The organism is Amycolatopsis sp. NPDC028719 (genome assembly GCF_055565395.1).
The window spans coordinates 292,461-316,221 of sequence record NZ_JBVHUL010000005.1 but is presented as its reverse complement, the minus strand read 5'-3'; the positions used below and the strand labels follow the sequence as shown (position 1 = coordinate 316,221).

Here is a 23,761-nt window from a genome sequence, read left to right as displayed (position 1 = left end):
GTGATGCCCGCTCAATCACGGTTGATGCCTGCTTGATCACGGGGGATGCCTCGACCGGGTGGATCCCGTGGTGCCGGGGCGATTCCGGTCGGGCGGCCGATAAGGTCGCCCGATGGACGACGATGTTCCGAGAGTCGTGCTGCGGCCCGTGGCCGAAGGCGATCTCGACCTCCTGGAACGGCTGACCAACGATCCCGTCGCTGCCGGGGAGCACCAGTGGTTCGGCTGGCACGATCCCGGCTACCTGCGCCGCCGCTGGCAGGAAACCGGCATGCTCACCGCCGAAACCGGCATGCTCGTGCCGACCCTCGGCGGCCGCGTCCTCGGCCTCGTCTCCTGGCACCGCAGCCGCACCGGGCCGACGTCCTACTGCTGGAACGCGGGCCTCGTCCTGGCGCCGGAAGCGCGTGGTCACGGCTACGGCACCGAAGCCCAGCGCCTGCTCGCCGAGTACCTCTTCGCCCACACCCAGCTCAACCGGGTCGAAGCGACGACCGAGGTCGGCAACCGCGCCGAACAGCGCTCGCTCGAGAAAGCCGGCTTCACGCGCGAAGGAGTCCTTCGCGGCTACGGCTTCCGAGACGGCGAGTGGCGCGACCACGTCGTGTACTCGGTCGTGCGCTCCGACCTGGCGAAGGACTAGGCGATCGCGCCCGCCGAACGCAGGGCTTCGAGATCCGTGACGCCGAGCTCGGCGAGCACGGCCTCGGTGTCGGATCCCTTGGCGCGCGGGGCTTCCGGGGTCTCCGGCGGGGTGCGGTCGAACCTCGGGGCCGGCGCGGGCTGCACCATGCCGCCGATCTCCACGAACGTGCCGCGCGCCGCGTTGTGCGGGTGCGACGCGGCTTCACCGGGCGCGAGCACCGGGGTCAGGCACGCGTCGGTGCCTTCGGCCCGCGCGACGAGGTCGTCGCGGGTGTACTTGCCGATCGCCGCCGCGAGGATCTCGCGAAGGCGAGGCCACTGCGTCTTGTCCACGTGCAGCGGCAGCGAATCCGGGTCCAGCTCGAGGACCTTGACCAGGTCGCCCCAGAACCGCATCTCGATCGCGCCGACGGCGACGTACTTGCCGTCCGCGGTCTCGTAGGTGTCGTAGAACGGAGCGCCGCCGTCGAGCATGTTGTCCCCGCGGCCGCCGCCCCAGAGCCCGGCCGCGGCCATGCCGTGCAGGCTCGTGGTGAGCAGCGCGGCGCCGTCGACCATCGACGCGTCGACGACCTGGCCGCGGCCCGAGGTGTTCCGTTCGTACAGCGCCGCCAGGATGCCCATCGCCAGCAGCAGCCCGCCGCCGCCGAAGTCGCCGACCAGGTTGAGCGGCGGCACCGGCCGCTCCCCCGCGCGCCCGATCGGCTCGAGCGCGCCGGCGATGCCGATGTAGTTGATGTCGTGCCCGGCCGCCGAAGCGAGCGGGCCGTCCTGGCCCCAGCCGGTCATCCGCCCGTAGACCAGCCGCGGGTTGCGTGCGTGCACGACGTCGGGGCCGAGCCCGATCCGTTCGGCGACGCCCGGGCGGAAGCCCTCGATGAGGACGTCGGCGCCGTCGCACAGCTTCAGCACCAGCTCGACGCCTTCGGGCGTCTTCGTGTTGATGCCGACCGACCGGCGGCCGCGGGCGAGCGGATCGGTCTGCAGCCCGATCACGTCCTCCCCCGGGGTCGCGCGGTCGACGCGGACGACGTCGGCGCCGAGGTCGGCGAGGATCATCGTGGCGAAGGGCCCGGGTGCCAGACCCGCGAGCTCCACCACCTTCAGGCCGCCGAGCGGACCTGCCTTCATGTTCGGTCCCTTCAGAGCGAGCGGGAGATGATTTCCTTCATGATCTCGCTGGTGCCGCCGAAGATCCGCGAGATCCGGACGTCGGCCCAGGCACGCGCGATCGGGTATTCGGTCATGTAGCCGTAGCCGCCGAAGAGCTGCACGCAGTCGTCGACCACCTTGTTGACCCGCTCGGTGGTCCACAGCTTGGCCATCGCCGCGCCCTGGACGTCGAGCTCGCCCTTGAGGTGGCGTTCGATGCACTGGTCGAGGAACGCCCGCGCGACGGCGGCCTCGGTCGCGGCCTCGGCGAGCGTGAACTTGGTGTTCTGGAAGGAGAAGATGGGCCGGCCGAACGCCGTGCGCTCCTTCGTGTACTCCAGCGTGAGGTCGACCGCGGCCTCCAGCCCGGCCACCGCGGTGACGGCGATGATCAGCCGTTCCTGCGGCAGCTGCAGCATCAGCTGGATGAAACCCTGGCCCTCGGCGTCGCCGAGCAGGTTGGCGGCGGGCACGCGGACGTCGTCGAAGAACAGCTCGGCGGTGTCCTGGCCCTTGAGGCCGACCTTGTCGAGCACGCGGCCGCGGCGGAAGCCCGGGGTGTCGGTCTCGACCACGATCAGCGAGACGCCCTGCGCGCCCGCGTCCGGGTCGGTTTTGCACGCGACGACCACCAGGCCGGCATGCAAACCGTTGGTGATGAAGGTCTTCGCGCCGTTGATGACGTAGTGGTCGCCGTCGCGCACCGCTCGGGTCTTGATGCCCTGCAGGTCCGAGCCGGTGCCGGGCTCGGTCATCGCGATGGCGCCGACCAGCTCGCCGCTGGCCATCTTCGGCAGCCACTCGCGCTTCTTCTCTTCGGAGGCGTACGCGCTCAGGTAGTGCGCCACGATTCCGTTGTGGACGGTCACGCCCCACGCGCTGTCACCCGAGCGGGCCTGCTCTTCGTAGAGCACGGCCTCGTGGGCGAAGGTGCCGCCGCCCCCGCCGTACTCCTCGGGGATGGACAGGCAGAGGAGGCCGACGTCGCCGGCCTTGGTCCACAGCTCTCGGTCGACCTTCTTCTCCGCCGCCCAGCGTTCCTGGTGCGGCACGGCTTCCTTCTGCAGGAACGACCGCGAGAGCTCGCGGAGGTCGTCGAGCTCGGTCGTGCTCCAGGAGCTCTTCGGGAGTTTCAGCGGCACGGGACCTCCTGCTGGAAAACATGACGATCGGCATGTAAGTTCTCTCCGGAATGTACATCCGTACCGGCCTGTAGGTAAAGCAGGGAGGCCGAAGTGACCGAGGCGGCGCACCGGACCCAGGCGCAGCGGCGCGAACAGACCCGCACGGCGCTGCTCGACGCCACCATCGACTGCCTGGTGGACGTCGGGTACGCGCGCACGTCGGTGCAGGAGATCTGCGCCCGCGCCGGGGTTTCGAAGGGCGCGGTGCAGCACCACTTCACCGCGAAGGCCGAGCTGATGGCGGCCGCCGTCGAGCACCTGACGACGAAGCTGCGCCACCAGCTCGCGGCGTCGCTCGACGAGCTGCCCAGCGGCGGCACGGGCGTCGCCGCGGCGATCGACCTGCTCTGGACGGGCTACTCCGGCACTCTTTCGACCGCCGTCACCGAGCTGTGGGTCGCCGCCCGCACCGACCCCGAGCTGCGCGCGGCCATCCGCCCGGTCGACCGCGCGCTCGGCCGCGCGACGCTCGAGCACGTCACCCAGGTCGCCGGCGACCTGCCGCCCGAACGCGCGGAGATGTTGTTCTGGCTCACCGTGAACCTGACCCGCGGGCTGGCGCTGGACGCCGAGCTCGGCGGCGACCCGCACCGGCGGCGGCAGCTGCTGGAGGAGTGGAAGCGGATCGCGGTGCTGCTCTACCAGGACGCCGCCACTGGGCCAAGCTGACCAGCCGCGTCCGCAAGGGCTGGAATGCCCCTTATCCCCCCGACGGATTCGTGGTCCAATCCCCCCGGAAGAGGGGAGCTCCGATGACCGCCAGCCCGTACCAGAACCCGTACGGCCCTCCCCCGGCACAGCCGCCGCGGCCGCGGGCCGACGTCGCCGCGCGCTTCCGGCTGATCGCCGCGATCGTCGGCGCCGTCGCCGCGATCCTCGTGCTGGCCGGGTCGTTCCTCCCGCAGACGAAGTTCGAGCAGATCGTCGGCGGCAAGGCCGAGAGCAGCCAGACGATCAGCGCGTGGACGCGCTCGTTCGACGTCGAACCCAGCGAGGAGGCCAAGAAGTTCTACGAGAACACCCACGTCGCGCGCTACGGGATCCCGCTGTCGGCCGGCGCGCTGGTGCTGCTGGCCGGGGCCGGTCTGGCGATCGCGGGCGCGCGGCGTTCCGCGGGGACCGGGGTGCGCTCGGCTGCCCGGACGGCCCTGGTGGCCGGCGGCGCGGGCGTGGCCGCCGCGGTGTGGATGCTCGGCATGGACGTCTCCGCGACCTTGAGCTACGAGTCCGAGGACGACTCGCTCACCTCGACCTACTCGACCGGCCTCGGCTTCTGGATCCTGCTGGGCGGGGGCGCGCTGGCCGCGGTGACGCTGGTCCTCGCGGCGCTCGCCGGGCGGCGGGCGCCGGCGACCGGGCCGATGGGATTCCCGGCGGGGTCCTACGGCGGGCCGTACCAGCAGCAGTCGAGGCCGTATCCGGTGCCGCCGCAGCAGTACGGACAGCAGTATCCGGGGGCACCGCAGCATCCCGGGGCACAGCCGTACCCCGGCGGGCCGCCGGGGTACCAAGGCGCGCCGGCGTCCCAGCCGTTCCCCGCGCAGAGCGGACCGGTTTCCCAGCCCTTCCCGGCGCAGAGCGGGCCCCCTTCGCAGCCGTTCCCCGCGCAGTCCGGTGAGGTGCCGCAGCCTTCGCCGGCCGAGCCCGGCGGGCTGTCCCCTCGGCTCGACGACCCCTACGGCGGTGAGACGCAGGCCCAGTCGCACCCCCGATCGGACCAGCCGTCGCCGACCGAGCCGAACTACCAGCTCCCGCCGCTGAACCCACCCAATACGTGAAACTTATTCATGTCAGACTGGACAACTGACGTACCGACGGTATGGTGTACTCGTCGGTAACCCCTGCGCGGCGTCGTGCGGACTCCGGACGCCGCGGAACGGAGACGTCATGACCAGCACGACCCCCGCGAACGCGGTCGAAGACACCCCTTTGCCGCCGACCGTCGGCGGCGTCGCCGGGGCGCCCGGCTCGGCGCGGGCGGCCCAACTCGTCGCCCGCGTGGCCGGCGGCGCGGACTCGGCGCCGATCCGCATGCACGCCCCCTTCACCGGGCAGCCGATCGCGACGCTGCCCCAGGCCACCGACGCCGACGTCCGCGCGGTGTTCGCCGGCGCGCGGACGGCCCAGCGGGCCTGGGCGGAGCGCTCCCCCGCCGAGCGCGCCCGCGTCCTCACCCGGCTGCACGACCTGGTGCTCGCCCGCCAGGACGAGGTCCTCGACCTGGTCCAGGTCGAAGCCGGCAAGGCGCGGCTCGACGCGTTCGACGAGGTCAGCGCGACCGCGCTGGTCGCGGCCTACTACGGCAAGCACGCCGCGAAGATCCTCGCCCCGCGCCGGGTCGCCGGCGTCATCCCCGGCCTAACCCGCGCCGGCGAGATCCGGCACCCGAAGGGCGTCGTCGGGGTCATCTCGCCGTGGAACTACCCCCTCGCCCTCACCGCGATGGACGTCCTCCCCGCGCTCGCGGCCGGCAACGCCGTGGTGCAGAAGCCGGACAACCAGACCGCGCTTTCGGCGCTGTGGCTGCAGGAGCTCGCCGAGGAGGCCGGGCTGCCGGCCGGAACCTGGCAGATCGTGCTCGGCCGCGGTTCGAAGATCGGCACCGCGCTGGTCGAAGAGTCGGACTACCTGTGCTTCACCGGGTCCACGCCGACCGGCAAGGAGCTGGCCGGGCAGGTGGCGAAGCGGCTGACGTCGTATTCGCTGGAGCTCGGCGGCAAGAACCCGATGATCGTGCTGCCCGACGCCGACGTCGCGAAGGCCGCGACGGGCGCGGTGACGGCGTGCTTCTCCTCGGCCGGCCAGCTGTGCGTGTCGGTCGAGCGGATCTACGTCCACGAGTCCATCCGCGAGGAGTTCACCCGGGCGTTCGTGGCGCGCACTGCCGCGGTGAAGCTCGGCGGCGCGCTGGACTACCAGGCCCAGATGGGGTCCCTGACGTCCGAGGATCAGCTCAAGACCGTGTCCGCGCACGTCGAAGACGCCCGCGCGAAGGGTGCTTCGGTGCTCACCGGCGGCCGCGCCCGGCCCGACCTCGGGCCGCTGTTCTACGAGCCGACGGTGCTTTCCGGCGTCACGCCGGACATGGTGCCCTTCGCGGAGGAGACGTTCGGGCCGGTCGTCTCGATCTACGGCTACACCGACGTCACCGAGGCCATCGACCGGGCCAACGACACGCCGTTCGGGCTCAACGCCAGCGTCTGGTCGCGCAACGGCCGCGCGGGCTGGGAGGTCGCGGCGCGGCTCAAGGCCGGGACGGTCAACGTCAACGAGGGCTACGCGGCGACGTTCGGCAGCGTCGGCGTCCCGATGGGCGGCATGAAGGACTCCGGCGTCGGCCGCCGCAACGGCGCCGAAGGCCTGCTGAAGTACACGGAGTCCCAGTCGATCGCGCTGCAGCGCGGGCTGGCCCTCCGCCCGCCGAAGCGGGTCCCGGGTTCGCTGTGGTCGAAGGGCATGACGCTGGGCCTCAAAGCCCTCCGCCGCCTCCCCCGCTGACCCGGCCGGTCGGCTCGCGTGATTGAAGGGTCATCACCCGTGTCGACTCTCCGATCACGAGAGTCGGCCCTCTGATCACGCGTGTTCGGCGGTGGGGGCCGTGAGAAGGCCGCGGTCGTAGGCGATCGCCACCGCTTCCGCGCGGCGGCTCGCGCCGAGTTTCGCCATCACGCGGGACAGGTGGACGCTCACCGTCTTCTCGCTGATGTACAGCTCCTCGCCGACCTGGCGGTTCGTGCGGCCCAGCGCCACGCGCTCGAGGACGTCGCGCTCGCGGTCGGTCAGCGGGTCGGTGACCGCGCGGACCGGGGCCGCCGGTGCCACGCCCGGCAGCTCGACCCGGGCGCGGTGCGCCAGGTCGCGGACGGCGTCGCGCAGGGGAACCGCGCCCAGGCGCAGCGCCACCGCGTGGGCCGCTTCGAGGACGCCGTTCGCGTCCTTGTCCGCGGCCAGCAGGGCTTCGGCTTCGTGCCAGCGGCAGATCGCCTGCTCGTACACGGCACCGTAGCCGAACCCCGCCGCCGCGGCCGCCCACTTCTCCGCGTCGCCCCGGCCGGTCAGGCACGACGCCGCCGCCTCCAGCCTCGCCAGCCATGCCCGGCCCTCCGGCCCGAGCGTCCCCGAGCGCGGCTGCCCGACCACGGCGCACATCCGGCCGTGGGCCAGCATCCGCTCGCCCGCCGCCACCGCGGCACCGGCCGCGGCCTGGTCGCCGCGGACCCGGGCGTCGGCGGCCAGCGCGGCCGCGGCGGACACGCCCAGGGCGGCGACGCGGATGCCGGCCAGCAGGCCGGGCTCGATCCGCTCGAGCCAGCCGATCAGGTCTTCGGCGCGGCGCACCGCTTCGGCGTGGTCGCCGCCCCAGTACGCCAGCTCGATGCCGGCGTCCCCGGCGGACAGCGGGATCGCCATGTCCGCCGCCCAGTGCTGCCGCAGCCCGGCGATGAGCTTCGCGGCCTCGTCGAACCGGCCACGCGCGACGACGAACAGCGACCAGATGGCCTGGATCCGCGCGGCGACCGCGCTGGACACCCCGCGCCCCGCGCGACCGGCGCTCTCGTCCGGCCAGTCACCCATCAGGTAGCGCAGGGTCAGCTGCCGCGCGCGCAGCTCGATCCCGAACGAGCTCCAGCTCAGCCCGGCCTCTTCCGCCCGGGCGACACCGTGCGCCGCGTGGTCCAGCGCCGCGGCGAACTCGGCTTGGTCGTCGTAGCTCAGCGCGAGGAAGTAGGTCGCGCGGAGCTCGGTGTTCGGCGCGCCGGCGCCGCGCGCCGTCCGCTGGGCCTTGCGCAGCCACTCGCGCGCTTCGGCCGGCTCGCCCGCCGAGTCGGCGAGCGTGCCCAGGGTGACCAGCGCCGCGGCTTCCGCGCCCGCCGCCCCGACCGCCTGCGCGTCGGCGACCGCGGTGCGCGCGCTGTCCAGCGCCGCCTCGGGCCGGTCCAGGATCCGCAGGAACCCGGCCCGGCTGGCCAGCACCCAGGCGCGCGTCCCGCTCGGCTCGCCGTCCTTCACCAGCTCCCACGCCCGGTCGATGGCCGCGGTCGCCTCGTCGAGAGTGCCTTCCAGCGCGAGCAGCGCCTCCGCCAGCCGCCGCCACGTCTTCGCCGCGCGGTCGGCCGCCGTGTCCGGTTTCAACGCCTGCGTCGCCGAGCGCGCGAACGCGGCGGCCCGCTCGGGCTCGCCGGACGTGCCCGCGAAGTAGGACGCTTCGTGCAGCAGCCGCAGTTCGTCGAACCCCTCGGGCCGGTCCGCCGGGGCGACGGCGTCCCAGATGGACAGTGCCTGCTCGACGTGCTGCAGCGCCGACCCGGGCGCGCCGAGCTTCTCGGCCTCGTCCATCGCGCGCAGCAGCGCCGGCAGCGCGGTGACCAGGTCGCTGCTCTGCATCGAGTGGTAGGCCAGCTTCGCGTCGTGGCCGCGGCCCTGCGGCCGCGCCTGGATCCGGGCCGCGTACGCCGCGTGCGTGCGTGACCGCTCCCCCGGCAGCAGGTCGCCGTACACCGCTTCCTGCAGCAACGCGTGCCGGAACGTGTAGGAACCGTCCGGAAGCACCACGAGGACGTGGTGCTGGACGGCTTCGCGCAGTGCCTCGTCGAGCTCCAGCTCCCCCAGCCCGGAGACCTCGGCGAGCGCGCCGTGCATCACCGGCTCGTTCGCCACCGAGATCACCCGGGCCACCCGGCGGGTGTCCGGCGAGAGCCGCTCGAGCCGGGACAGCAGCACCTCGGCGAGCCCGGCGGGCAGGTCGTTGCACTCGGTCTGGGTGGCGAGCAGCTCTTCGGCGAAGAACGGGTTGCCCTCGGAACGGGCGACGATGTCCGACACGACGTCGGCCGGCATCGGCTCGTCGGCCAGCGCCTCGACGAACTTGCGGGCGTCGGCGGCGCCGAAGGGGTGCAGGTCGACGCGCTCGACGGTGGCGAGGCGGACCAGCTCCGACAGCAGGCCGCGCAGCGGGTGGCGCCGGTGCACGTCCTCTTCGCGGTAGCTGCCCACGACCAGCAGCCGCTGCGCGCGCAGCCTGCTGAGCAGGAAGGACAGCAGGTTGCGGGTCGAGGCGTCGGCCCAGTGGAGATCCTCGAGCAGGATCACCACCGGGCGCGACTCCGCGATCTCGGTCAGCACCCCCAGTACCGCGTCGAACAACTGCAGCTGACCGAGATCCTGCTCGGGCCGGGGACGCACCATGGTCTCCCGGTCGTTCGAGGTCATCGGCGGGTGTTCGGCCGCGCGGGGCTCCTCGACGCCCTGGCCCTGCGGCAGCAGCCGCCCGAGCGCGGGCCGGAGCCGCACCGCGGCGGCCACCGCCGGGTCCGGCGAGCTGCCCAGCGGGGCGAGCGCTTCGGCGAACGGAAGATAAGGAAGACCGCCTTCGCGGACGTCGATGCAGCGGCCGGTGAGCAGCAGCCCGCCGCCGGCCTCGACGTGCTCGCCGAGCGCGGTCAGCAGCCGGGTCTTGCCGACCCCGGCGTCCCCCGAGAGCAGCACCGCGCCGGCCTCGCCCCGTTCGGCCCGGGCGAAGGCGGCGCGGAGCCGCCGCATCTCGTGGGTACGGGCGACGAGCGGGATTCCGGAGCCGAGTCGGGGCACGAGTTGCATTCTGGCCTACCCCACCGACAAGTTCCGCACGCTTATCGCCTTGGACACCTTCACCGCCCGCTACCGGGCGGTCTCGCCGACACCGGCGGTTTCCCGCACGGCCTCGCGGCGCTGCTGCGCCGGTACGTCGACGTCGGCCCGCGCGGCCCGCAGGTGGCGGGCGGCGCGGCGTGCGCGGGCGGCCCAGGCGCTGCGCCCGGCCTTCCGCAGTTCTTCGGCCCGGTAGGCCGCTTCGGCCCGGACCGCGTCGAGCAGCAGATCGCTGTGCATCGTGTTCCCCTGTTCCCGAGTTCACCGGTTGGTAGCACTCAGGTTCGTCCTGAGGGGGTGCCTCAGGCATCGGGTGATCACGCAGCCCTGGCCGTGAAAAGACCCCTTACTCCCGGCCAAGCCCAGCTCGGCGGGGGTAAGGGGTCTGGGAAAGCGCCTCAGTCGTGGGCCGGGCCGCCGGGTCGCACCGCGGCCAGCAGCCCCCGCCAGCCCGATGCGGGCAGGCGGAACGCACCACCTTCGGGGTCCTTCGAGTCGCGCAGCGCGGCGCCCCCGGCGACGAACGCGACCTCGACGCAGTCGTTCCCGCCGCCGCTGTGGCTGCTCTTGCGCCACCGCGCTCCGGAGAGTTCAGCTTCCATGGTCCCCACTCCTTACTGTGTCCTCGGTTCCGATTGGTGCACCGGAGCCGGTGCGGCCGCCTGTTCGGCGAACCGCCCGGCGGCCTCGGCGATCAGGTCCACCGAGTCGTCCGGCTTCAGTGCGGCCGCGCGCAGATGGTCGAACATCAGCCCGTAGCGCCGGACGTCTGTGGGTTCCTCCAGGTAGAGGCCGCTGGACGTGCTGTCGTCGACGTAGACGACGTCCGGGTCGGCCTGCTCGGGGAAACCCATGATCAGGAAGGGGCCCTCCATCCCCGGGTGCGCGCCGGCGCCGAACGGCACGACCTGGACGGTCACGTTCGGCTTCTCGGCCACCGCGACCATGCGGTAGAGCTGCTCGGCCATCACCTCGGGGCCGTCGACGACGCGGCGCAGCACGGCTTCGTCCATCACCGCCCAGTACTCCGGCGGCGGGGTGTCGGACAGCAGCTCCTGGCGCGCCATCCGGGCGGCGACGCGCCGGCGGATCTCGTCCTCCGCGGCGTCCGGCCGCAGGGCCCGGATCACCGCGCGGGCGTAGCGTTCGGTCTGCAGCAGGCCGGGCACCAGCAGCGCCTGGAACGCGCGCAGCGAGCTGGCGTCGGCTTCGAGCCCGACGAACGTGCCGGTGAAAACCTCGTTGTAAGCGTGCCACCAGCCGCGCTTGCGGGCCTCCCTGGCCAGCTGGACGAGCGCCTCCTGCTCGTCGCCGACGATGCCGTAGAGGGCCAGCATGTCCCGCGCGTCACGCGGGGTGACCCCGACGTGGCCGGTCTCGATGCGGCTGACCTTCGACGCGGAGCACTCGAGCTTCTCGCCCACCTCGTCGATGGTCAGGTCCGCGGCTTCGCGCAGCCTGCGCAGCTCACCCGCGAGCCGCCGACGGCGAACCGTGGGGCTCTGTCCCCTTGCCATCGCGCACCTCCGGATGTCGACGGCGCCGTAGCCGTCCGCTCGCTGCCAGTATCCAACATGAACACCCGGGTAATCGCACGGCACCGATTACCGGAGCTGAACCCGAGTCGTGTCTGCAATTTGCAGAATGCTTCTGTATGCTCGCATCCTGCACTGAGGCAGGACGTGACAAGGGCACCGCGGGTTTGCTCCCCCAGCCCCGTTCAGGGCCTGTGATCAGCGTAGACGATGACTCCGCGGCGTGCCGCGTGATCATCGGGACAAGAGGTCCGGGGCCGCCCCCCGATCGGCCCCGGCCCTCGTCAACTGTTCCCGCACCTTATTGGCAGAACGATTATTCCGTGCATTCGTCGCCCGTAAGGGTGAATTCCCGGAAGGTCACAGAACGCGCAGGAGTCCTTCTTGGACGACCGTCGCGATGAGGGTGCCGTCCGCGCCGAAGAACCGGCCCGTGGCGAGGCCGCGCGCGCCGGAGGCGGTCGGCGACGCGCTGTCGTAGAGGAACCACTCGTCCGCGCGGAAGGGCCGGTGGAACCAGAGCGCGTGGTCCAGGCTCGCGCCGAGCACCTTGTCGGTGTCCCAGTAGACGCCGTGGCGCGCCAGCACCGAGTCCAGCAGGGTCATGTCCGAGGCGTAGGTCAGCACGCAGACGTGCAGCAGCTGCTGGTCGGGCAGCTTCCCGTCGGCACGCATCCACACCTGGTTGCGCGCGGGCCGCTCCCCCGTCTCGCGGGTGACCCACGGCGGCTCGTTGACGTACCGCACGTCGATCGGCCGCGGCCGGCTGTGGGCGCCGATCGAGTAGCCCTCGGCACGCTCCATCAGCGTCGGCAGCGTCTCCGGCGCCGGCACGCCTGCCGGCATCTCCTCGGCGTGCTCGATGCCCGGTTCGTCTTTTTGAAACGATGCCGACAGCGAGAAGATCGCCTTGCCGTGCTGGATCGCGACGACCCGGCGGGTGGTGAACGACCGGCCGTCCCGGATCCGGTCGACTTCGTAGATGATCGGGACGCTGGGATCGCCGCCGCGGATGAAGTACGCGTGCAGCGAGTGCACCCGGCGTTCCTCGGGGACCGTGCGCCCGGCCGCGACCAGCGCCTGGCCGGCGACCTGCCCGCCGAACACGCGCACCGGCGAGTGGGCGGGCGAGACGCCGCGGAAGATGTTCTCTTCGATCTTTTCCAGGTCGAGCAGTGCGATCAGGCGGTCCAGCACCGGCTGGCCGCCACCCGGGATCTCCAGTTCGGTGGCGGCCGTCCTGGCCATTTCAGTCATGGCCAGACCCTATGTGCTGCGGGGGTGGGACGTCCCTTATGCGTGGTCGTCTTCACCGAGGCGGTGCACGTGGATGAGGTTCGTCGAGCCCACGGTGCCCGGCGGGGAGCCGGCCACGATGACGACCAGGTCGCCCTTCTGGTACTTGCCCATCTCGAGCATCGCGTGGTCGACCTGCTGGATCATCTGGTCGGTCGAGTCCACCCGCGGCACGATGTGGGTGTTGGTGCCCCAGGTCATCGACAGCTGGCTGCGCACGCAGTCCTCCGGCGTGAACGCCAGCAGCGGCAGCCGCGTGTGCAGCCGGGCCAGGCGGCGCACGGTGTCGCCGGACTGGGTGAAGGCGACCAGCGCCTTCGCGTTGAGCCGCTCGCCGATGTCGCGGGCGGCGTAGGAGATGACGCCGCGCTTGGTGCGCGGGACGTGCGTCAGCGGCGGCACGATCGGCGAGTCGGTCTCGACCGCCTCGATGATCCGGCCCATCGTCTGGACGACCTCGATCGCGTACCGCCCGACGCTGGTCTCGCCGGACAGCATCAGCGCGTCGGCGCCGTCGAGCACCGCGTTCGCGACGTCCGAGGCCTCGGCGCGGGTCGGCCGGGAGTTGTTGATCATCGACTCGAGCATCTGCGTCGCGACGATGACCGGCTTCGCGTTCTCGCGGCAGATCTGGATGGCGCGCTTCTGGACCAGCGGGACCTGCTCCAGCGGCAGCTCGACGCCGAGGTCGCCGCGGGCGACCATCACCGCGTCGAAGGCCAGCACGATGGCCTCGAGGTTGTAGACGGCCTCGGGCTTCTCGATCTTGGCGACGACCGGCAGCCGGCCCTTGCCCACGCGGTCCATCACCTGGTGGACCAGGTCGATGTCGGCGGGCGAGCGGACGAACGAGAGGGCGATGAAGTCGACGCCCAGCTCGAGCGCGAACTCGAGGTCCTCGATGTCCTTCTCGGACATCGCCGGCACGGAGACGTCCATGCCGGGCAGCGAGACGCCCTTGTTGTTGCTGACCGGGCCGCCTTCGGTGACCTCGCACACCACGTCCTGGCCGTCGACCTCCTTGACCACCAGGCCGACCTTGCCGTCGTCGACGAGCAGGCGGTCGCCGGGCTTGGCGTCCTTCGCCAGGCCCTTGTAGGTGGTCGAGACGCGGTCGTGGGTGCCGGCGACGTCCTCGACGGTGATCCGGACGATGTCGCCGGTGTGCCACTCGACCGGTCCGCCGGCGAACGTGCCGAGACGGATCTTCGGGCCCTGCAGGTCGGCGAGGATGCCGACCGCCCGGCCGCTCTCGGCGGCCGCGGCCCGGATGAGGTCGTAGACCTCCTTGTGGTCGCCGTGGCTGCCGTGGCTGAAGTTCATCCTGGCCACGTCCATGCCAGCGTCGACGAGGGCCCGCATCTTCTCCGGCGTTGCGGTGGCAGGGCCCAGGGTACAAACGATCTTCGCGCGTCGGCTCACGTTCGCACAGCGTAGTCCCTCGCCGGGCGTTCGTCTGTACCGATCCCGAAAAGTTCAAGAAAACTGTTCAGAAACTGCCCCGTCCAGCTGGTCAGCGGCGGGGCAGTTCACTGGGCCCGACGCGGTCGCGGGCCCACTCGTTGAACTCGCGCAGCTGCCGCCAGGCCTTCTTCACCCGATCGAGCGCCCCTCGTTCGTGCAGGACGTCGTCCGGCTCCCAGACGCGGATCGCGTAGACCGAGCGATAGCGCAGCAGGTCGAGGCGGGGGTGGTCGGCGTCGAAGCCCCGCGGCTTCGACTTCAGCCGGTCGCCGCGGATCTCCCAGCCGGCGCGCTGGAGCCTGGCCAGGATCTTCTCGAGCGCTTCGCCGTGCAGCTCGGTGTCGACGGCCTTGCGGAAGCGGGCGATCTGGTCGGCCGCGAGGTGGAAGCAGCCGCCGCCGGCGCGCAGCCCCTCCGGGCCGACCTCGACGTAGTACGCGCCGCCGCCCCGGCCCTGCTCGATCACCGCGCCGCAGTGGGTCTTGTACGGCGTCTTGTCCTTGGCGAAGCGGACGTCCCGGTAGGGGCGGAACACCTTGGGCTCGCCGAAGCCGTCGGAGAACTCCGGCGCCAGCTCCGCGAGCAGCGCTTCCATCGGGGCGCGGACGTCGGTCTTGTAGGTCTCGACGTGGTCGTCCCAGTAGGGCTTCGAGTTGTCTTCCACGAGGCCGTCGTAGAAGTCGACGGCGTACTCGCCGAATCCGCTGAACTTCACGGTGAGGACCCTAATCGCGGGCACCGACAGGAATCGCCGGTGCCCCGGCGGGGCGGCGTGAAACCCGGTGCGGCCGGCGTTCCGCGCACGCCGGCCGCACCGGGAGCCCTCACTTGGCGACGGCGCCGATCAGCTCGCCGTCGGTGGTGTCCCCGGACAGCTCCCAGAACATCGCGCCGCCCAGGCCCTGCTGCTTGGCGTAGTCGACCTTGCCCGCGATGGTCGCCGGGGTGTCGTAGCTCCACCAGTCGCTGCCGCACTTGGCGTACGCGGTGCCCGCGACCGTGCCGGTGGCGGGGCAGGACGACTTGAGCACCTTGTAGTCCTGGATGCCCGGTTCGGTGCCGGCCGCCGGGCCGGTGGCGGTGCCGCCCGGGGCGTCCTGGGTGACGCCGGTCCAGCCGCGGCCGTAGAACCCGATGCCCAGCAGCAGCTTGCCCGCCGGGACACCCTTGCCCTTGAGCTTCTGGATGGCCGCGTCGGAGTGGAAGCCCGCGGTGGGGATGCCGTCGTAGCTCGTCAGCGGCGAGTGCGGGGCGGTCGGGCCCTGCGCGGCCCAGGCGCCGAAGTAGTCGTAGGTCATCACGTTGTACCAGTCGACGTACTGCGCGGCACCGCCGTAGTCGGCCGCGTCGATCTTGCCGCCGTCGGTGCCGTCGGCGGTGATCGCCGCGGTGACCAGCTGGGAGCCGAACTTGGCGCGCAGGGCGGCCATCAGGTTCTTGTAGGCCTCGGTGCCGCTGGTGTCGCAGGAAAGACCGCAGGCGTTGGGGTACTCCCAGTCGATGTCGATGCCGTCGAAGACACCGGCCCAGCGCGGGTCGTTGACCAGGTTGTAGCAGGAGTCGGCGAAGGCGGCGGGGTTCTGCGCGGCCTGCGCGAAACCGCCGGACCAGGTCCAGCCGCCGAACGACCAGATCACCTTGAGGCCGGGGTGCGCGGCCTTGAGCTTCTTGAGCTGGTTGAAGCTGCCGGCGAGGGGCTGGTCCCAGGTGTCGGCGACGCCGTCGACGCTGCCCGCGGCGTCGTAGGTCTTCTGGTAGTCGGCGTAGGCGTCGCCGATCGCGCAGCCGCCGTTCGTCACGTTGCCGAACGCGTAGTTGATGTGGGTCAGCTTGCTCGCCGAGCCCGACGTCTCGATGTTCTTGACGTGGTAGTTGCGGTCGTAGACCCCCCATTCGGTGAAGTAGCCGACGACCTTGCCGACGGAGGCTTCGGCCGAGGCGGCGGACGCGGTCGCGGCGGGGGCGCTGAAGCCACCGGCCACGAGCCCCGCGGCGGCGGCCACGGTCAGCAGGGCCGAGTAGCTCTTCCTGCGGAAACGGGACATGTCTGCTCCCTCCGGAGAATTACTCACGGCGACGGTGCCGGAGTGGTGGGGACCACACCACCGTAAGTGGACTAGACCATTAGGTCAATGGTTCAGACCAGACTGCGTTGGCACGAAGAGCCCATCGGGCGGGTTGCGCATGCCTTGACAGGAATATGCCGCCCGGAGCACATTTCGGGGGTGATGCAGACGTTCGAGGTGCTGGCCGAGCCCCGCCGCCGCACGATCCTGGACCTGCTGCGCGACGGCGAGCGTTCGGTCGGCGAGCTGGTCGACGAGCTGTCCCTCAGCCAGCCGGCGGTGTCGAAGCACCTGCGGGTGCTGCGGGAGGCCGGGCTGGTGACGGTGCGGGTGGCGGCCCAGCGAAGGTGCTACGCGCTGCGGCCGGAGCCGTTGGCCGAAGTGGACGCGTGGCTGGCGCCTTACCGCGAGTTCTGGTCGGGCCGGCTCGACGCGCTGGAGCGCCGTCTGGAAGAGACAGACCCGCACTGACCACCCACCCGAAGCGCCCCAAGGTGGCCTTGGTTGCGTCTAACGCACCGAAGGCCGCCTTGGGTGCGTCTGACGCACCGAAGGCCACATTGGGGCGCTCAGGTCTGGGTCTCCGGTGCCGGGTCGAACGTGATTCCCGCGGCCGCCGCGCGGCGCTCGCCCCACTCGTACAGGGCCGTCAACGCCGGGCGGAGCTCCTCCCCCACCTCCGTCAGGTGGTACTCGACGTGCGGTACGCGGCCGTCGAGCTCGAGGCGGCGGACGATCCCGTCCGCGGCCAGCTCGCGCAGCTGCTGGGTCAGCATCTTCTCGCTCACCCCCGGCATCCGCCGCCGCAGTTCGCCGTAGCGGTGGGCCCCTTCCTTGAGGTGCGCCAGGATCACCGGCTTCCACTTGCCGCCGATCAGGTCGACCGCCAGCTCCACCGCGCAGTGGTACCGCTTCATCCCGTTCCCCCCTACGCACCGGAAAGTACGTGGTTGCCCGGCCGGGGCACCACTGGTTGCCTGACCGGGTGATCGTGCCAGAAAACCCGCCCGCCACCCCGACTCTCTACGAGTGGGCCGGCGGCCACGAAGCCCTCGTGAAGCTGCTGACGATCTTCTACGGCCACGTCCTCGAAGACCCGCTGCTCGAGCACGTGTTCCGCGGCATGGACCCGGACCACCCGAAGCACGTCGCGGTCTGGCTCGGCGAGGTCTTCGGCGGGCCGACCGGCTACTCCGGGAGCCACGGCGGCCACGCCCACATGGTCGGCCGCCACCTCGGCCGCGGCATCACCGAAGCGCAGCGCCGCCGGTGGGTGGGCCTGCTGCTCGACGCCGCCGACGAGGCCGGCCTGCCCGGCGATCCCGAGTTCCGCGCCGCCTTCGCCGGCTACCTCGAGTGGGGAAGCCGCCTGGCCGTCGTCTTCTCCGCCCCCGGCGCGGAGCCGAACCTGCACGAACCGGTGCCGCACTGGGACTGGCCGATGCCGCCCTGGCAACCGCCGACCGCCCCCGGAAAGCCGTGAAGGGCACCTTCAGGGACATCACGTCCCTGAAGGTGCCCTTCACAGCACACAAGACTCAGCCGAAGAAGACTTCGGCTTCCTGGTAGCGCTCGACCGGGACCGTCTTCAGCTCGGCCGTCGCCTCGGCCAGCTTGACGCGGACGATGTCGGTGCCCCGCAGCGCCACCATCACGCCGAAGTCGCCGTCGGCCACCGCGTCCACCGCGTGCAGGCCGAAGCGGGTCGCGAGGACGCGGTCGTACGCCGTCGGGGTGCCGCCGCGCTGGACGTGGCCCAGGACCACCGCGCGGGACTCCTTGCCGGTGCGGTGGGCGATCTCGTCGGCCAGCCAGGTGCCGATGCCGCCGAGGCGGACGTGCCCGAAGGCGTCCTTCTCGCCGGTGAGCAGCTTCTCCTCGCCACCCTCGGGCAGCGCGCCCTCGGCGACGACGATGATCGGCGCGAACTCCTTCTCGAAGCGGCGCTCGACCCAGGAGACGACCTGGTCGACGTTGAAGTGCCGCTCCGGCACCAGGATCACGCTCGCGCCGCCGGCGAGGCCGGAGTGCAGCGCGATCCAGCCGGCGTGGCGGCCCATGACCTCGACGACCAGCGCCCGGTGGTGCGACTCGGCGGTGGTGTGCAGCCGGTCGATCGCTTCGGTCGCGATGGAGACCGCGGTGTCGAAGCCGAAGGTGTAGTCGGTGGCGCCCAGGTCGTTGTCGATCGTCTTGGGCACGCCCACGACGCCGATGCCGTCGTCGGTGAGGCGCTTCGCGACGCCGAGGGTGTCCTCGCCGCCGATCGCGATCAGGGCGTCGACGCCCTGGTCGGCCAGCACCTGCTTGATCTTCTCGACGCCGCCCTCGACCTTGTACGGGTTGGTGCGCGAGGACCGCAGGATGGTGCCGCCGCGGGTGAGGATGTCCTCGACGTCGTTGAGGCCGAGCGGACGGCTGTCCCCGGTCAGCGGGCCGTTCCAGCCGTTGCGGAAGCCCACGAAGTCCCAGCCGTGCACCTCGATGCCCTTGCGCACCACGGCGCGGATCACCGCGTTGAGTCCCGGGCAGTCGCCGCCGCCGGTCAGCACACCGACACGCATGAGAAGCCTCCGTCTGTTCTCTGGAGATGACAGTCACATTTCGTCGCCCGCCAGAGTAGCGGCTCCCGTCTTGATCGGTGCAGCCCGTACCACCTGCCGAATCGGTCCGGCTGCGGCGTGTGCTAACTTGGCCACGTGCAGCGCTATTACTGGTTTACGAAGCCGGCCCCGGGTGGGCACGGCGGCGTGAATCTGCGCTGACCTCCACCCCCGAGCCGGATTTCGAACCGGCTCGGCGAGGGTCCCCCGCGCGGGTCGGTGTCCACCAGGAAGGAACACCCCCGCGATGACGCTCTCCGCCGGACCGGCCACCATCGGTGACCTCGACGCCGCGCGCACCAAGTCGATCAGTCCGCTCATTTCGCCCGCGATGCTGCGCGAAGACCATCCCGTCGACGCCGCCGTCGCCAAGGTGGTGCGGCAGGGCCGCGCCGAAACGGTCGACATCCTCGCAGGCCGGGACGACCGGCTGCTCGTGGTCGTCGGCCCGTGCTCGGTGCACGACCCGGAAGCCGCCCTCGACTACGGCCGCCGGCTGGCCGCGAAGGCCGAAGAACTGCGCGGCGAACTGCACATCGTGATGCGCGTGTACTTCGAGAAGCCGCGCACCACGCTGGGCTGGAAGGGCCTGATCAACGACCCGGACCTCGACGGCACGTTCGCCGTCAACAAGGGCCTGCGGATGGCGCGCAAGCTGCTGCTCGACGTCTCCGAGCTGGGCCTGCCGGTCGGCTGCGAGTTCCTCGACCCGATCACGCCGCAGTTCATCTCCGACATCGTGACGTGGGGGTCGATCGGCGCGCGGACCGCGGCGAGCCAGGTGCACCGCCAGCTGTGCAGCGCGCTGTCGATGCCGGTGGGCATCAAGAACTCGACCGAGGGCGACGTCCAGGTGGCGGTCGACGCGACCCGCGCGGCCGCGGCGAGCCACGTGTTCCCGGGCATCAACACCGACGGCTTGGCGGCACTGCTGACGACGTCGGGCAACCCGGACTGCCACGTGATCCTGCGCGGCCACAACGGGGGCCCGAACTACGACGCCGCCACGGTGGCGGACACGCTTTCCCGCCTGGCGAAGTCGGGCCTGCCGGAGCGCGTGATCATCGACGCTTCGCACGGAAACAGCGGCAAGGACCACGTGCGGCAGGCCGGCGTGGTGCGCGAGCTGGCTTCGCGGATCGGCGACGGTGAGCGCGGGATCGCCGGGCTGATGATGGAGAGCTTCCTGGCCGCCGGGCGGCAGGACCTCGACCTCGGGCACCCGGAGAAGCTGACCTACGGGCAGTCGATCACCGACGCGTGCCTGGCTTGGGACGACACGGCCCCGCTGCTCGACGAGCTGGCCTCCGCGGTGCGCTCGCGCCGCTGAGAGGTCCCCGGCCTGGGGGTCCCCCGGTTCTTACGTTACCGGGGGACCCCGACAGTTTCGGACGCCGCGAGGTCAGCGCAGCAGCGGCAACGACCCGACCAGCCGGTCGACGCGCTTGCGCGGGCCGTGCAGGCCGACGCCGATGCTGTCCAGGTCCGCGGTGACCGTGGCGGCCACCTTGGCCGTGTACTCCGCGTAGGTCCGGCAGCTCTGGGCGAGCGCGCTGAAGGCGACGAAGAAGAGCTCGTCGTCTTCGGCGGCCGCCCGGACGATGGCGGCGACCTCGGCGCGCGGCGCCTTCAGGATCGGCAGCGGCACGTGGATGATCCCCGGGTGCGCGACGCCGTCGGCATCCTTGACATCGGCACCGACCAAACCGTCCACGCGGTGCCCGAGGGTCACCGAGAGGACGCCCGCCGCGTTGGCCGCCAACCCGGTGGGCAGCTCGTCGCCGACCACCACCGCGCACTTGTTCTTCGTGATCATGGCCCCGACCCTAAGTACCGAGCGGAGAGAGCTCGACGAACGCCGTGTTGGATTCGGCGACGCCTGCAAAACACCGAATCGTGCGCCGCCACGGAGGGACCGAGAGCCTCATGGACGAACTGGATTCGGCGCTGCTGACCCTGCTGCAGGAGGACGCCAAGCAGACCAACAAGGAGCTCGCCCGCCGGCTGCACATCGCGCAGTCGACGTGCCTCGAACGGGTGCGGGAGCTGACCCGGCGCGGGATCGTGCGCGGGCACCACGTCGACGTCGACCTGAAGAAGATCGGCCGGCCGGTGCAGGCGATGGTCGCGGTGCGGCTGCGCCCGCCCGACCGCGCGGTGATCGAGTCGTTCCGCGCCTTCGTGGCGGGGCTGCCCGAGGTGCTGTCGGTGTTCGTGATGTCCGGCAGCGACGACTTCCTGCTGCACATCGCGGTCGCCGACAACGATCACCTCAGCGGGTTCGTCCTCGACCGGCTGACCCAGCGCAAGGAGATCGTCGACGTCCGGACGTCGGTGATCTTCAGCCACGTCCGACGGACCGTAGTGACGCCGGTGGTGCCCGGCGACGCGTGAGCGTCAGCGGCGCCGGAAGTACTCCTCGATGATCTCCCAGCGCGCGAGGTTGTGCTTCGCGTCCGCCAGGGCGTCGTGCTGGTCGGTGGGCGCCGACGGCAGCTTCGGCTTGCCCGCGTCCTCCCAGCGCTGACGCAGGTCGCGGGTGAAGCGCGGCAGCTGCCGGGGCAGCGCCGGCATCGGGCCCCACAGCTGGGCGAGCGCGACGTGGTCATACGCGGCGAACCACGCCCACAGCTCGATCCCGCCCGGCGGCTTGCCGAAGAACTCCAGCAGGTCGGCGCGGATCTTCTCGCGGCTGCGCCACGCCCGGTCGGCCGGCGACGGCAGCTTGTCCAGGACGTTGTCCCGGACCCACTGGCCCGCTTTCGCGGGGTCGAACTCGGTCGAAACCGCGTAGAACTCGCGGCCCCGCTCGTCAACGACACCGATGGACACCAGATCGATGGTCACGCCGTCTTCGATGAACTCGGTGTCGTAGAAAAAACGCACTGGTGAACAGTAGTAGGTCAGCCGACCTTGCTGTCGGGTACCCGGGCCGCGTCCTTTGCGGACGGCTGCGTAGGCACCTTCGGCTTCACCCCGGCGGCCTCGGCGGCCAGCAGTTCCTTGGCCTTCGCGGCGTAGATGTCGACGTACTCCTGGCCGGACAGCTCCATCAGCGCGTACATGATCTCGTCCGTGATGGACCGCTCGATGAACCGGTCACCGGCAAGACCTTCGTAGCGCGAGAAGTCGAGGGGCGTGCCGAAGCGGACCTCGAGGCGGCGCGGCCACCACATCTTGGAGCCGATCGGGTTGACCTTGTCCGTGCCGATCATCGCGACCGGGACGACGACGCCGCCGGATTCGAGGGCGATCCGGGCGACGCCGGTCTTGCCCTTGTACAGCCGGCCGTCCGGGGAGCGGGTGCCCTCGGGGTAGATGCCGAGCAGGTGGCCGGCCTTGACCAGGCGGGTGGCCGTGTCGAGCGCGGCCTGCGCGGCGTTGCCGCCGGAGCGGTCGATCGGGAACTGGCCGACGCCGGTGAAGAACCACTTCTTGAGCAGGCCCTTGAAGCCGGGCTCGGTGAAGTACTCGGACTTGGCCGGGAAGGTCACCTTGCGCTTGACGCGCAGCGGCATGAAGAACGAGTCCGCGACCGCCAGGTGGTTGCCGGCCAGGATCGCGCCGCCGGTCTCGGGGATGTTTTCCGCGCCGACGACCTTGGTCGGCCACAGCGTCTTGAGCAGCGGTCCGATGAATACCCACTTCATGAGCCAGTACAGCACCGGTGCCTCAGTCCTCCATCGCAGCCCAACCCCTGTCACCCGCGACGGTCAGCCTACGAAGCCCGGTGGCCGCCGCACAACGGAGACCACCCGGTTACCACCCGGCAGCGATCGATCTCACAGGGAATTCCGGGCCCGGGCGGAGCCCCACAACGTCCGCGAGCCGTGAGAGCATGGACGGATCCACCGCTCACACGGAAGGCGATCGCATGGGCGTGCTCGCCGGCGCGGAACCGTTCGGCCACACCGGTTCGGCCGAGACCGGGTTCCTCCTCTGCCACGGGTTCACCGGTACTCCGGCGAGCCTGCGGGCCTGGGGTGACCACCTGGCCGGGGCCGGGTTCACGGTGCGCTGCCCGCTGCTGCCGGGGCACGGCACCCGCTGGCCGGACCTCAACCGCACGACGTGGGAAGACTGGTACGGCGCCGTCCGCGAGGCGCTGCTCGCGCTGCTGTCGACGTGCCGGACCGTGTTCGTCGGCGGTCTTTCGATGGGCGGCACGCTCACGCTGCGCCTGGCCGAGGAGTTCGGTGACCGGATCGCCGGGATCGTGCTGGTCAACCCGTCGGTGACGCGGCTGAAGTGGGACACGCGGCTGCTGCCGGTGCTGGGCCGGATCGTGCCGTCGGTGCCGGCGATCGCGAACGACATCAAGAAGCCGGGCGAGACGGAGCTGGCCTACCCGCGCACGCCGGTGCGGGCCGCGGCGAGCCTGGCGAAGCTGTGGGCCCTCGTGCGCGCGGACCTGGCGAAGGTGACGCAGCCGGTGCTGCTGCTGCACTCGTCGGTCGACCACGTCGTGGAGCCGGTGAACTCGCAACTGGTGCTGAAGGGCGTCTCGAGCACCGACGTCACCGAGGTGGTGCTGGAGAACAGCTACCACGTCGCGACGCAGGACAACGACGCCGAGGTCATCTTCACGCGTAGCGTCGAGTTCGTGAAGGCGCACGCCGCCCAGCCGGAGGAGACCGCATGAGCCGGGGGAAGGACGGGCCGGAGGACGTCGACGCGACGTTCGCCGAGATCGTCGCCGACCTGCGGGCCGACGGGTTCGGGCTCTCGGTGGAAGAAGACACCGCGGACGCCGCGGACACGGCAGATGCAGCTGGGGCCGCCGGCGCAGCGGGGTCCGGGGCGGGCGTGGAGAGCGAGTCGCGCCGGACGCCGGACCGGCCCGCCGAGCCGCCGGCCGCGGACAGCCCGCCGGAGCCCGGCTGGCGGTCCGGGGGCACGTCGTGGGACACGACGATGTTCTCCGACGACCCGGCCGGCGACGACGAGCACTACGTCCCGCCGGAGCCGCCGCCGCTGCCGCGGCCGAAGATGGGCGCGTTCCTCATCCTGCTGCTGTTCCTGGCCGGGCTCTTCCTGCTGATCCTGCCCGGCGCGATCGGGGTGGGCCCGACGGTGGCGACGCCCCTGGGCATCCTCGCGCTCGCGACGTCGATCGCCTTGCTCTTGCTGCGCGTCCGGCAGGGCCCGCCGCCCGGCGCCGACCCCAGCAACGGCGCCCAGGTCTGACC

Annotated in this window: 25 protein-coding genes; 10 read left to right on the top strand and 15 right to left on the bottom strand. The window is 71.5% G+C overall.

Annotated features, from left to right (window positions below; genetic code table 11):
- Positions 1 to 112 precede the first annotated feature (112 nt).
- Positions 113 to 643: a GNAT family N-acetyltransferase gene (locus tag ACZ4TR_RS24800; protein WP_465289223.1), complete on the top strand. Its 531-nt coding sequence runs from the start codon at positions 113 to 115 to the stop codon at positions 641 to 643.
- On the opposite strand, the gene ACZ4TR_RS24795 is transcribed toward ACZ4TR_RS24800, so the two are convergent.
- Complete coding sequence (locus tag ACZ4TR_RS24795; RefSeq protein WP_465289222.1) at positions 640 to 1,776, bottom strand: CaiB/BaiF CoA transferase family protein; 1,137 nt, start codon at positions 1,774 to 1,776, stop codon at positions 640 to 642. The genes ACZ4TR_RS24800 and ACZ4TR_RS24795 overlap by 4 nt on opposite strands.
- Before the next feature lie 11 nt (positions 1,777 to 1,787).
- Positions 1,788 to 2,939 (bottom strand): acyl-CoA dehydrogenase family protein, encoded by a 1,152-nt coding sequence (locus ACZ4TR_RS24790; protein ID WP_364525220.1) that lies wholly within the window; start codon positions 2,937 to 2,939, stop codon positions 1,788 to 1,790.
- 93 nt (positions 2,940 to 3,032) lie between these two features.
- Between ACZ4TR_RS24790 and ACZ4TR_RS24785 the strand changes: the two genes are divergently transcribed.
- The 3 genes from ACZ4TR_RS24785 (at position 3,033) to ACZ4TR_RS24775 (ending at position 6,479) form a co-directional block, all read left to right on the top strand.
- Positions 3,033 to 3,650, top strand: coding sequence for a TetR/AcrR family transcriptional regulator (locus ACZ4TR_RS24785; protein WP_465289221.1), 618 nt, complete (start codon positions 3,033 to 3,035; stop codon positions 3,648 to 3,650).
- An 83-nt stretch (positions 3,651 to 3,733) separates the two neighbouring features.
- A complete protein-coding gene (locus tag ACZ4TR_RS24780) occupies positions 3,734 to 4,759 on the top strand; it encodes a hypothetical protein (protein ID WP_465289220.1) in 1,026 nt (341 codons plus the stop codon).
- A 109-nt stretch (positions 4,760 to 4,868) separates the two neighbouring features.
- The gene (locus ACZ4TR_RS24775) at positions 4,869 to 6,479 is read left to right on the top strand and encodes a succinic semialdehyde dehydrogenase (protein ID WP_364525214.1); all 1,611 of its coding nucleotides are present in this window, start codon (positions 4,869 to 4,871) and stop codon (positions 6,477 to 6,479) included.
- A gap of 75 nt (positions 6,480 to 6,554) precedes the next feature.
- Here ACZ4TR_RS24775 and ACZ4TR_RS24770 read toward each other — a convergent pair whose 3' ends face one another.
- The 8 genes from ACZ4TR_RS24770 to ACZ4TR_RS24735 all read right to left on the bottom strand — a co-directional run bounded on the left by ACZ4TR_RS24770 (position 6,555) and on the right by ACZ4TR_RS24735 (position 15,948).
- A complete protein-coding gene (locus ACZ4TR_RS24770; RefSeq protein ID WP_465289219.1) occupies positions 6,555 to 9,578 on the bottom strand; it encodes a helix-turn-helix transcriptional regulator in 3,024 nt (1,007 codons plus the stop codon).
- A 60-nt stretch (positions 9,579 to 9,638) separates the two neighbouring features.
- On the bottom strand, positions 9,639 to 9,848 hold the full coding sequence (locus ACZ4TR_RS24765; protein WP_465289218.1) for a hypothetical protein: 210 nt from the start codon (positions 9,846 to 9,848) through the stop codon (positions 9,639 to 9,641).
- A gap of 158 nt (positions 9,849 to 10,006) precedes the next feature.
- The gene (locus ACZ4TR_RS24760) at positions 10,007 to 10,210 is read right to left on the bottom strand and encodes a DUF397 domain-containing protein (protein WP_284741192.1); all 204 of its coding nucleotides are present in this window, start codon (positions 10,208 to 10,210) and stop codon (positions 10,007 to 10,009) included.
- A 12-nt stretch (positions 10,211 to 10,222) separates the two neighbouring features.
- Positions 10,223 to 11,125, bottom strand: coding sequence for a helix-turn-helix domain-containing protein (locus ACZ4TR_RS24755; RefSeq protein WP_364529106.1), 903 nt, complete (start codon positions 11,123 to 11,125; stop codon positions 10,223 to 10,225).
- A 378-nt stretch (positions 11,126 to 11,503) separates the two neighbouring features.
- Positions 11,504 to 12,400 (bottom strand): acyl-CoA thioesterase, encoded by an 897-nt coding sequence (locus tag ACZ4TR_RS24750; RefSeq protein WP_364529109.1) that lies wholly within the window; start codon positions 12,398 to 12,400, stop codon positions 11,504 to 11,506.
- A gap of 36 nt (positions 12,401 to 12,436) precedes the next feature.
- Positions 12,437 to 13,861: a pyruvate kinase gene (pyk, locus tag ACZ4TR_RS24745; protein WP_364529112.1), complete on the bottom strand. Its 1,425-nt coding sequence runs from the start codon at positions 13,859 to 13,861 to the stop codon at positions 12,437 to 12,439.
- A gap of 91 nt (positions 13,862 to 13,952) precedes the next feature.
- Positions 13,953 to 14,618 carry a DUF2461 domain-containing protein gene (locus tag ACZ4TR_RS24740; RefSeq protein WP_465289217.1) on the bottom strand — a complete coding sequence of 222 codons (666 nt, stop codon included), beginning with the start codon at positions 14,616 to 14,618 and terminating at the stop codon, positions 13,953 to 13,955.
- Positions 14,619 to 14,727: 109 nt separating this feature from the next.
- The gene (locus tag ACZ4TR_RS24735) at positions 14,728 to 15,948 is read right to left on the bottom strand and encodes a glycoside hydrolase family 18 protein (RefSeq protein WP_465289216.1); all 1,221 of its coding nucleotides are present in this window, start codon (positions 15,946 to 15,948) and stop codon (positions 14,728 to 14,730) included.
- Positions 15,949 to 16,128: 180 nt separating this feature from the next.
- Here ACZ4TR_RS24735 and ACZ4TR_RS24730 point away from each other — a divergent pair, with 180 nt between their 5' ends.
- On the top strand, positions 16,129 to 16,440 hold the full coding sequence (locus tag ACZ4TR_RS24730) for an ArsR/SmtB family transcription factor (RefSeq protein WP_364529118.1): 312 nt from the start codon (positions 16,129 to 16,131) through the stop codon (positions 16,438 to 16,440).
- Positions 16,441 to 16,538: 98 nt separating this feature from the next.
- Here ACZ4TR_RS24730 and ACZ4TR_RS24725 read toward each other — a convergent pair whose 3' ends face one another.
- Positions 16,539 to 16,886, bottom strand: a complete 348-nt coding sequence (locus tag ACZ4TR_RS24725) for a winged helix-turn-helix transcriptional regulator (protein WP_465289215.1) — start codon at positions 16,884 to 16,886, stop codon at positions 16,539 to 16,541.
- A 68-nt stretch (positions 16,887 to 16,954) separates the two neighbouring features.
- Here ACZ4TR_RS24725 and ACZ4TR_RS24720 point away from each other — a divergent pair, with 68 nt between their 5' ends.
- Positions 16,955 to 17,452, top strand: coding sequence for a group II truncated hemoglobin (locus tag ACZ4TR_RS24720; RefSeq protein WP_465289214.1), 498 nt, complete (start codon positions 16,955 to 16,957; stop codon positions 17,450 to 17,452).
- Between the two features lie 55 nt (positions 17,453 to 17,507).
- Here ACZ4TR_RS24720 and ACZ4TR_RS24715 read toward each other — a convergent pair whose 3' ends face one another.
- Complete coding sequence (locus tag ACZ4TR_RS24715) at positions 17,508 to 18,533, bottom strand: 6-phosphofructokinase (RefSeq protein WP_364521252.1); 1,026 nt, start codon at positions 18,531 to 18,533, stop codon at positions 17,508 to 17,510.
- Between the two features lie 286 nt (positions 18,534 to 18,819).
- On the opposite strand from ACZ4TR_RS24715, the gene ACZ4TR_RS24710 reads away from it, so the two are divergent.
- On the top strand, positions 18,820 to 19,902 hold the full coding sequence (locus ACZ4TR_RS24710) for a 3-deoxy-7-phosphoheptulonate synthase (protein ID WP_465289213.1): 1,083 nt from the start codon (positions 18,820 to 18,822) through the stop codon (positions 19,900 to 19,902).
- A gap of 72 nt (positions 19,903 to 19,974) precedes the next feature.
- On the opposite strand, the gene ACZ4TR_RS24705 is transcribed toward ACZ4TR_RS24710, so the two are convergent.
- Positions 19,975 to 20,388, bottom strand: a complete 414-nt coding sequence (locus tag ACZ4TR_RS24705) for a DUF2000 domain-containing protein (RefSeq protein ID WP_465289212.1) — start codon at positions 20,386 to 20,388, stop codon at positions 19,975 to 19,977.
- 110 nt (positions 20,389 to 20,498) lie between these two features.
- Here ACZ4TR_RS24705 and ACZ4TR_RS24700 point away from each other — a divergent pair, with 110 nt between their 5' ends.
- A complete protein-coding gene (locus ACZ4TR_RS24700; protein ID WP_465289211.1) occupies positions 20,499 to 20,966 on the top strand; it encodes an Lrp/AsnC family transcriptional regulator in 468 nt (155 codons plus the stop codon).
- Positions 20,967 to 20,969: 3 nt separating this feature from the next.
- Here ACZ4TR_RS24700 and ACZ4TR_RS24695 read toward each other — a convergent pair whose 3' ends face one another.
- Complete coding sequence (locus ACZ4TR_RS24695) at positions 20,970 to 21,458, bottom strand: polyadenylate-specific 3'-exoribonuclease AS (RefSeq protein WP_360681802.1); 489 nt, start codon at positions 21,456 to 21,458, stop codon at positions 20,970 to 20,972.
- Positions 21,459 to 21,475: 17 nt separating this feature from the next.
- Positions 21,476 to 22,237 (bottom strand): lysophospholipid acyltransferase family protein, encoded by a 762-nt coding sequence (locus tag ACZ4TR_RS24690; protein WP_465289210.1) that lies wholly within the window; start codon positions 22,235 to 22,237, stop codon positions 21,476 to 21,478.
- 209 nt (positions 22,238 to 22,446) lie between these two features.
- On the opposite strand from ACZ4TR_RS24690, the gene ACZ4TR_RS24685 reads away from it, so the two are divergent.
- Together ACZ4TR_RS24685 and ACZ4TR_RS24680 are read left to right on the top strand one after the other, a co-directional pair.
- Complete coding sequence (locus ACZ4TR_RS24685) at positions 22,447 to 23,214, top strand: alpha/beta hydrolase (protein ID WP_465289209.1); 768 nt, start codon at positions 22,447 to 22,449, stop codon at positions 23,212 to 23,214.
- Positions 23,211 to 23,759, top strand: coding sequence for a hypothetical protein (locus ACZ4TR_RS24680; protein ID WP_465289208.1), 549 nt, complete (start codon positions 23,211 to 23,213; stop codon positions 23,757 to 23,759). Before ACZ4TR_RS24685 ends, ACZ4TR_RS24680 begins: the two co-directional genes overlap by 4 nt.
- Positions 23,760 to 23,761: the final 2 nt, after the last annotated feature.

What these genes read in the sequence shown, in the direction of transcription:
- ACZ4TR_RS24795 (WP_465289222.1), bottom strand. Translation starts at nt 1,776, where the DNA reads ATGAAGGCAGGTCCGCTCGGCGGCCTGAAGGTGGTGGAGCTCGCGGGT.
- ACZ4TR_RS24680 (WP_465289208.1), top strand. Translation starts at nt 23,211, where the DNA reads ATGAGCCGGGGGAAGGACGGGCCGGAGGACGTCGACGCGACGTTCGCC.
- ACZ4TR_RS24755 (WP_364529106.1), bottom strand. Translation starts at nt 11,125, where the DNA reads ATGGCAAGGGGACAGAGCCCCACGGTTCGCCGTCGGCGGCTCGCGGGT.
- ACZ4TR_RS24780 (WP_465289220.1), top strand. Translation starts at nt 3,734, where the DNA reads ATGACCGCCAGCCCGTACCAGAACCCGTACGGCCCTCCCCCGGCACAG.
- ACZ4TR_RS24725 (WP_465289215.1), bottom strand. Translation starts at nt 16,886, where the DNA reads ATGAAGCGGTACCACTGCGCGGTGGAGCTGGCGGTCGACCTGATCGGC.
- ACZ4TR_RS24800 (WP_465289223.1), top strand. Translation starts at nt 113, where the DNA reads ATGGACGACGATGTTCCGAGAGTCGTGCTGCGGCCCGTGGCCGAAGGC.
- ACZ4TR_RS24700 (WP_465289211.1), top strand. Translation starts at nt 20,499, where the DNA reads ATGGACGAACTGGATTCGGCGCTGCTGACCCTGCTGCAGGAGGACGCC.
- ACZ4TR_RS24705 (WP_465289212.1), bottom strand. Translation starts at nt 20,388, where the DNA reads ATGATCACGAAGAACAAGTGCGCGGTGGTGGTCGGCGACGAGCTGCCC.
- ACZ4TR_RS24750 (WP_364529109.1), bottom strand. Translation starts at nt 12,400, where the DNA reads ATGACTGAAATGGCCAGGACGGCCGCCACCGAACTGGAGATCCCGGGT.
- ACZ4TR_RS24770 (WP_465289219.1), bottom strand. Translation starts at nt 9,578, where the DNA reads ATGCAACTCGTGCCCCGACTCGGCTCCGGAATCCCGCTCGTCGCCCGT.
- ACZ4TR_RS24775 (WP_364525214.1), top strand. Translation starts at nt 4,869, where the DNA reads ATGACCAGCACGACCCCCGCGAACGCGGTCGAAGACACCCCTTTGCCG.
- ACZ4TR_RS24715 (WP_364521252.1), bottom strand. Translation starts at nt 18,533, where the DNA reads ATGCGTGTCGGTGTGCTGACCGGCGGCGGCGACTGCCCGGGACTCAAC.
- ACZ4TR_RS24765 (WP_465289218.1), bottom strand. Translation starts at nt 9,848, where the DNA reads ATGCACAGCGATCTGCTGCTCGACGCGGTCCGGGCCGAAGCGGCCTAC.
- ACZ4TR_RS24735 (WP_465289216.1), bottom strand. Translation starts at nt 15,948, where the DNA reads ATGTCCCGTTTCCGCAGGAAGAGCTACTCGGCCCTGCTGACCGTGGCC.
- ACZ4TR_RS24710 (WP_465289213.1), top strand. Translation starts at nt 18,820, where the DNA reads ATGACGCTCTCCGCCGGACCGGCCACCATCGGTGACCTCGACGCCGCG.
- ACZ4TR_RS24685 (WP_465289209.1), top strand. Translation starts at nt 22,447, where the DNA reads ATGGGCGTGCTCGCCGGCGCGGAACCGTTCGGCCACACCGGTTCGGCC.
- ACZ4TR_RS24760 (WP_284741192.1), bottom strand. Translation starts at nt 10,210, where the DNA reads ATGGAAGCTGAACTCTCCGGAGCGCGGTGGCGCAAGAGCAGCCACAGC.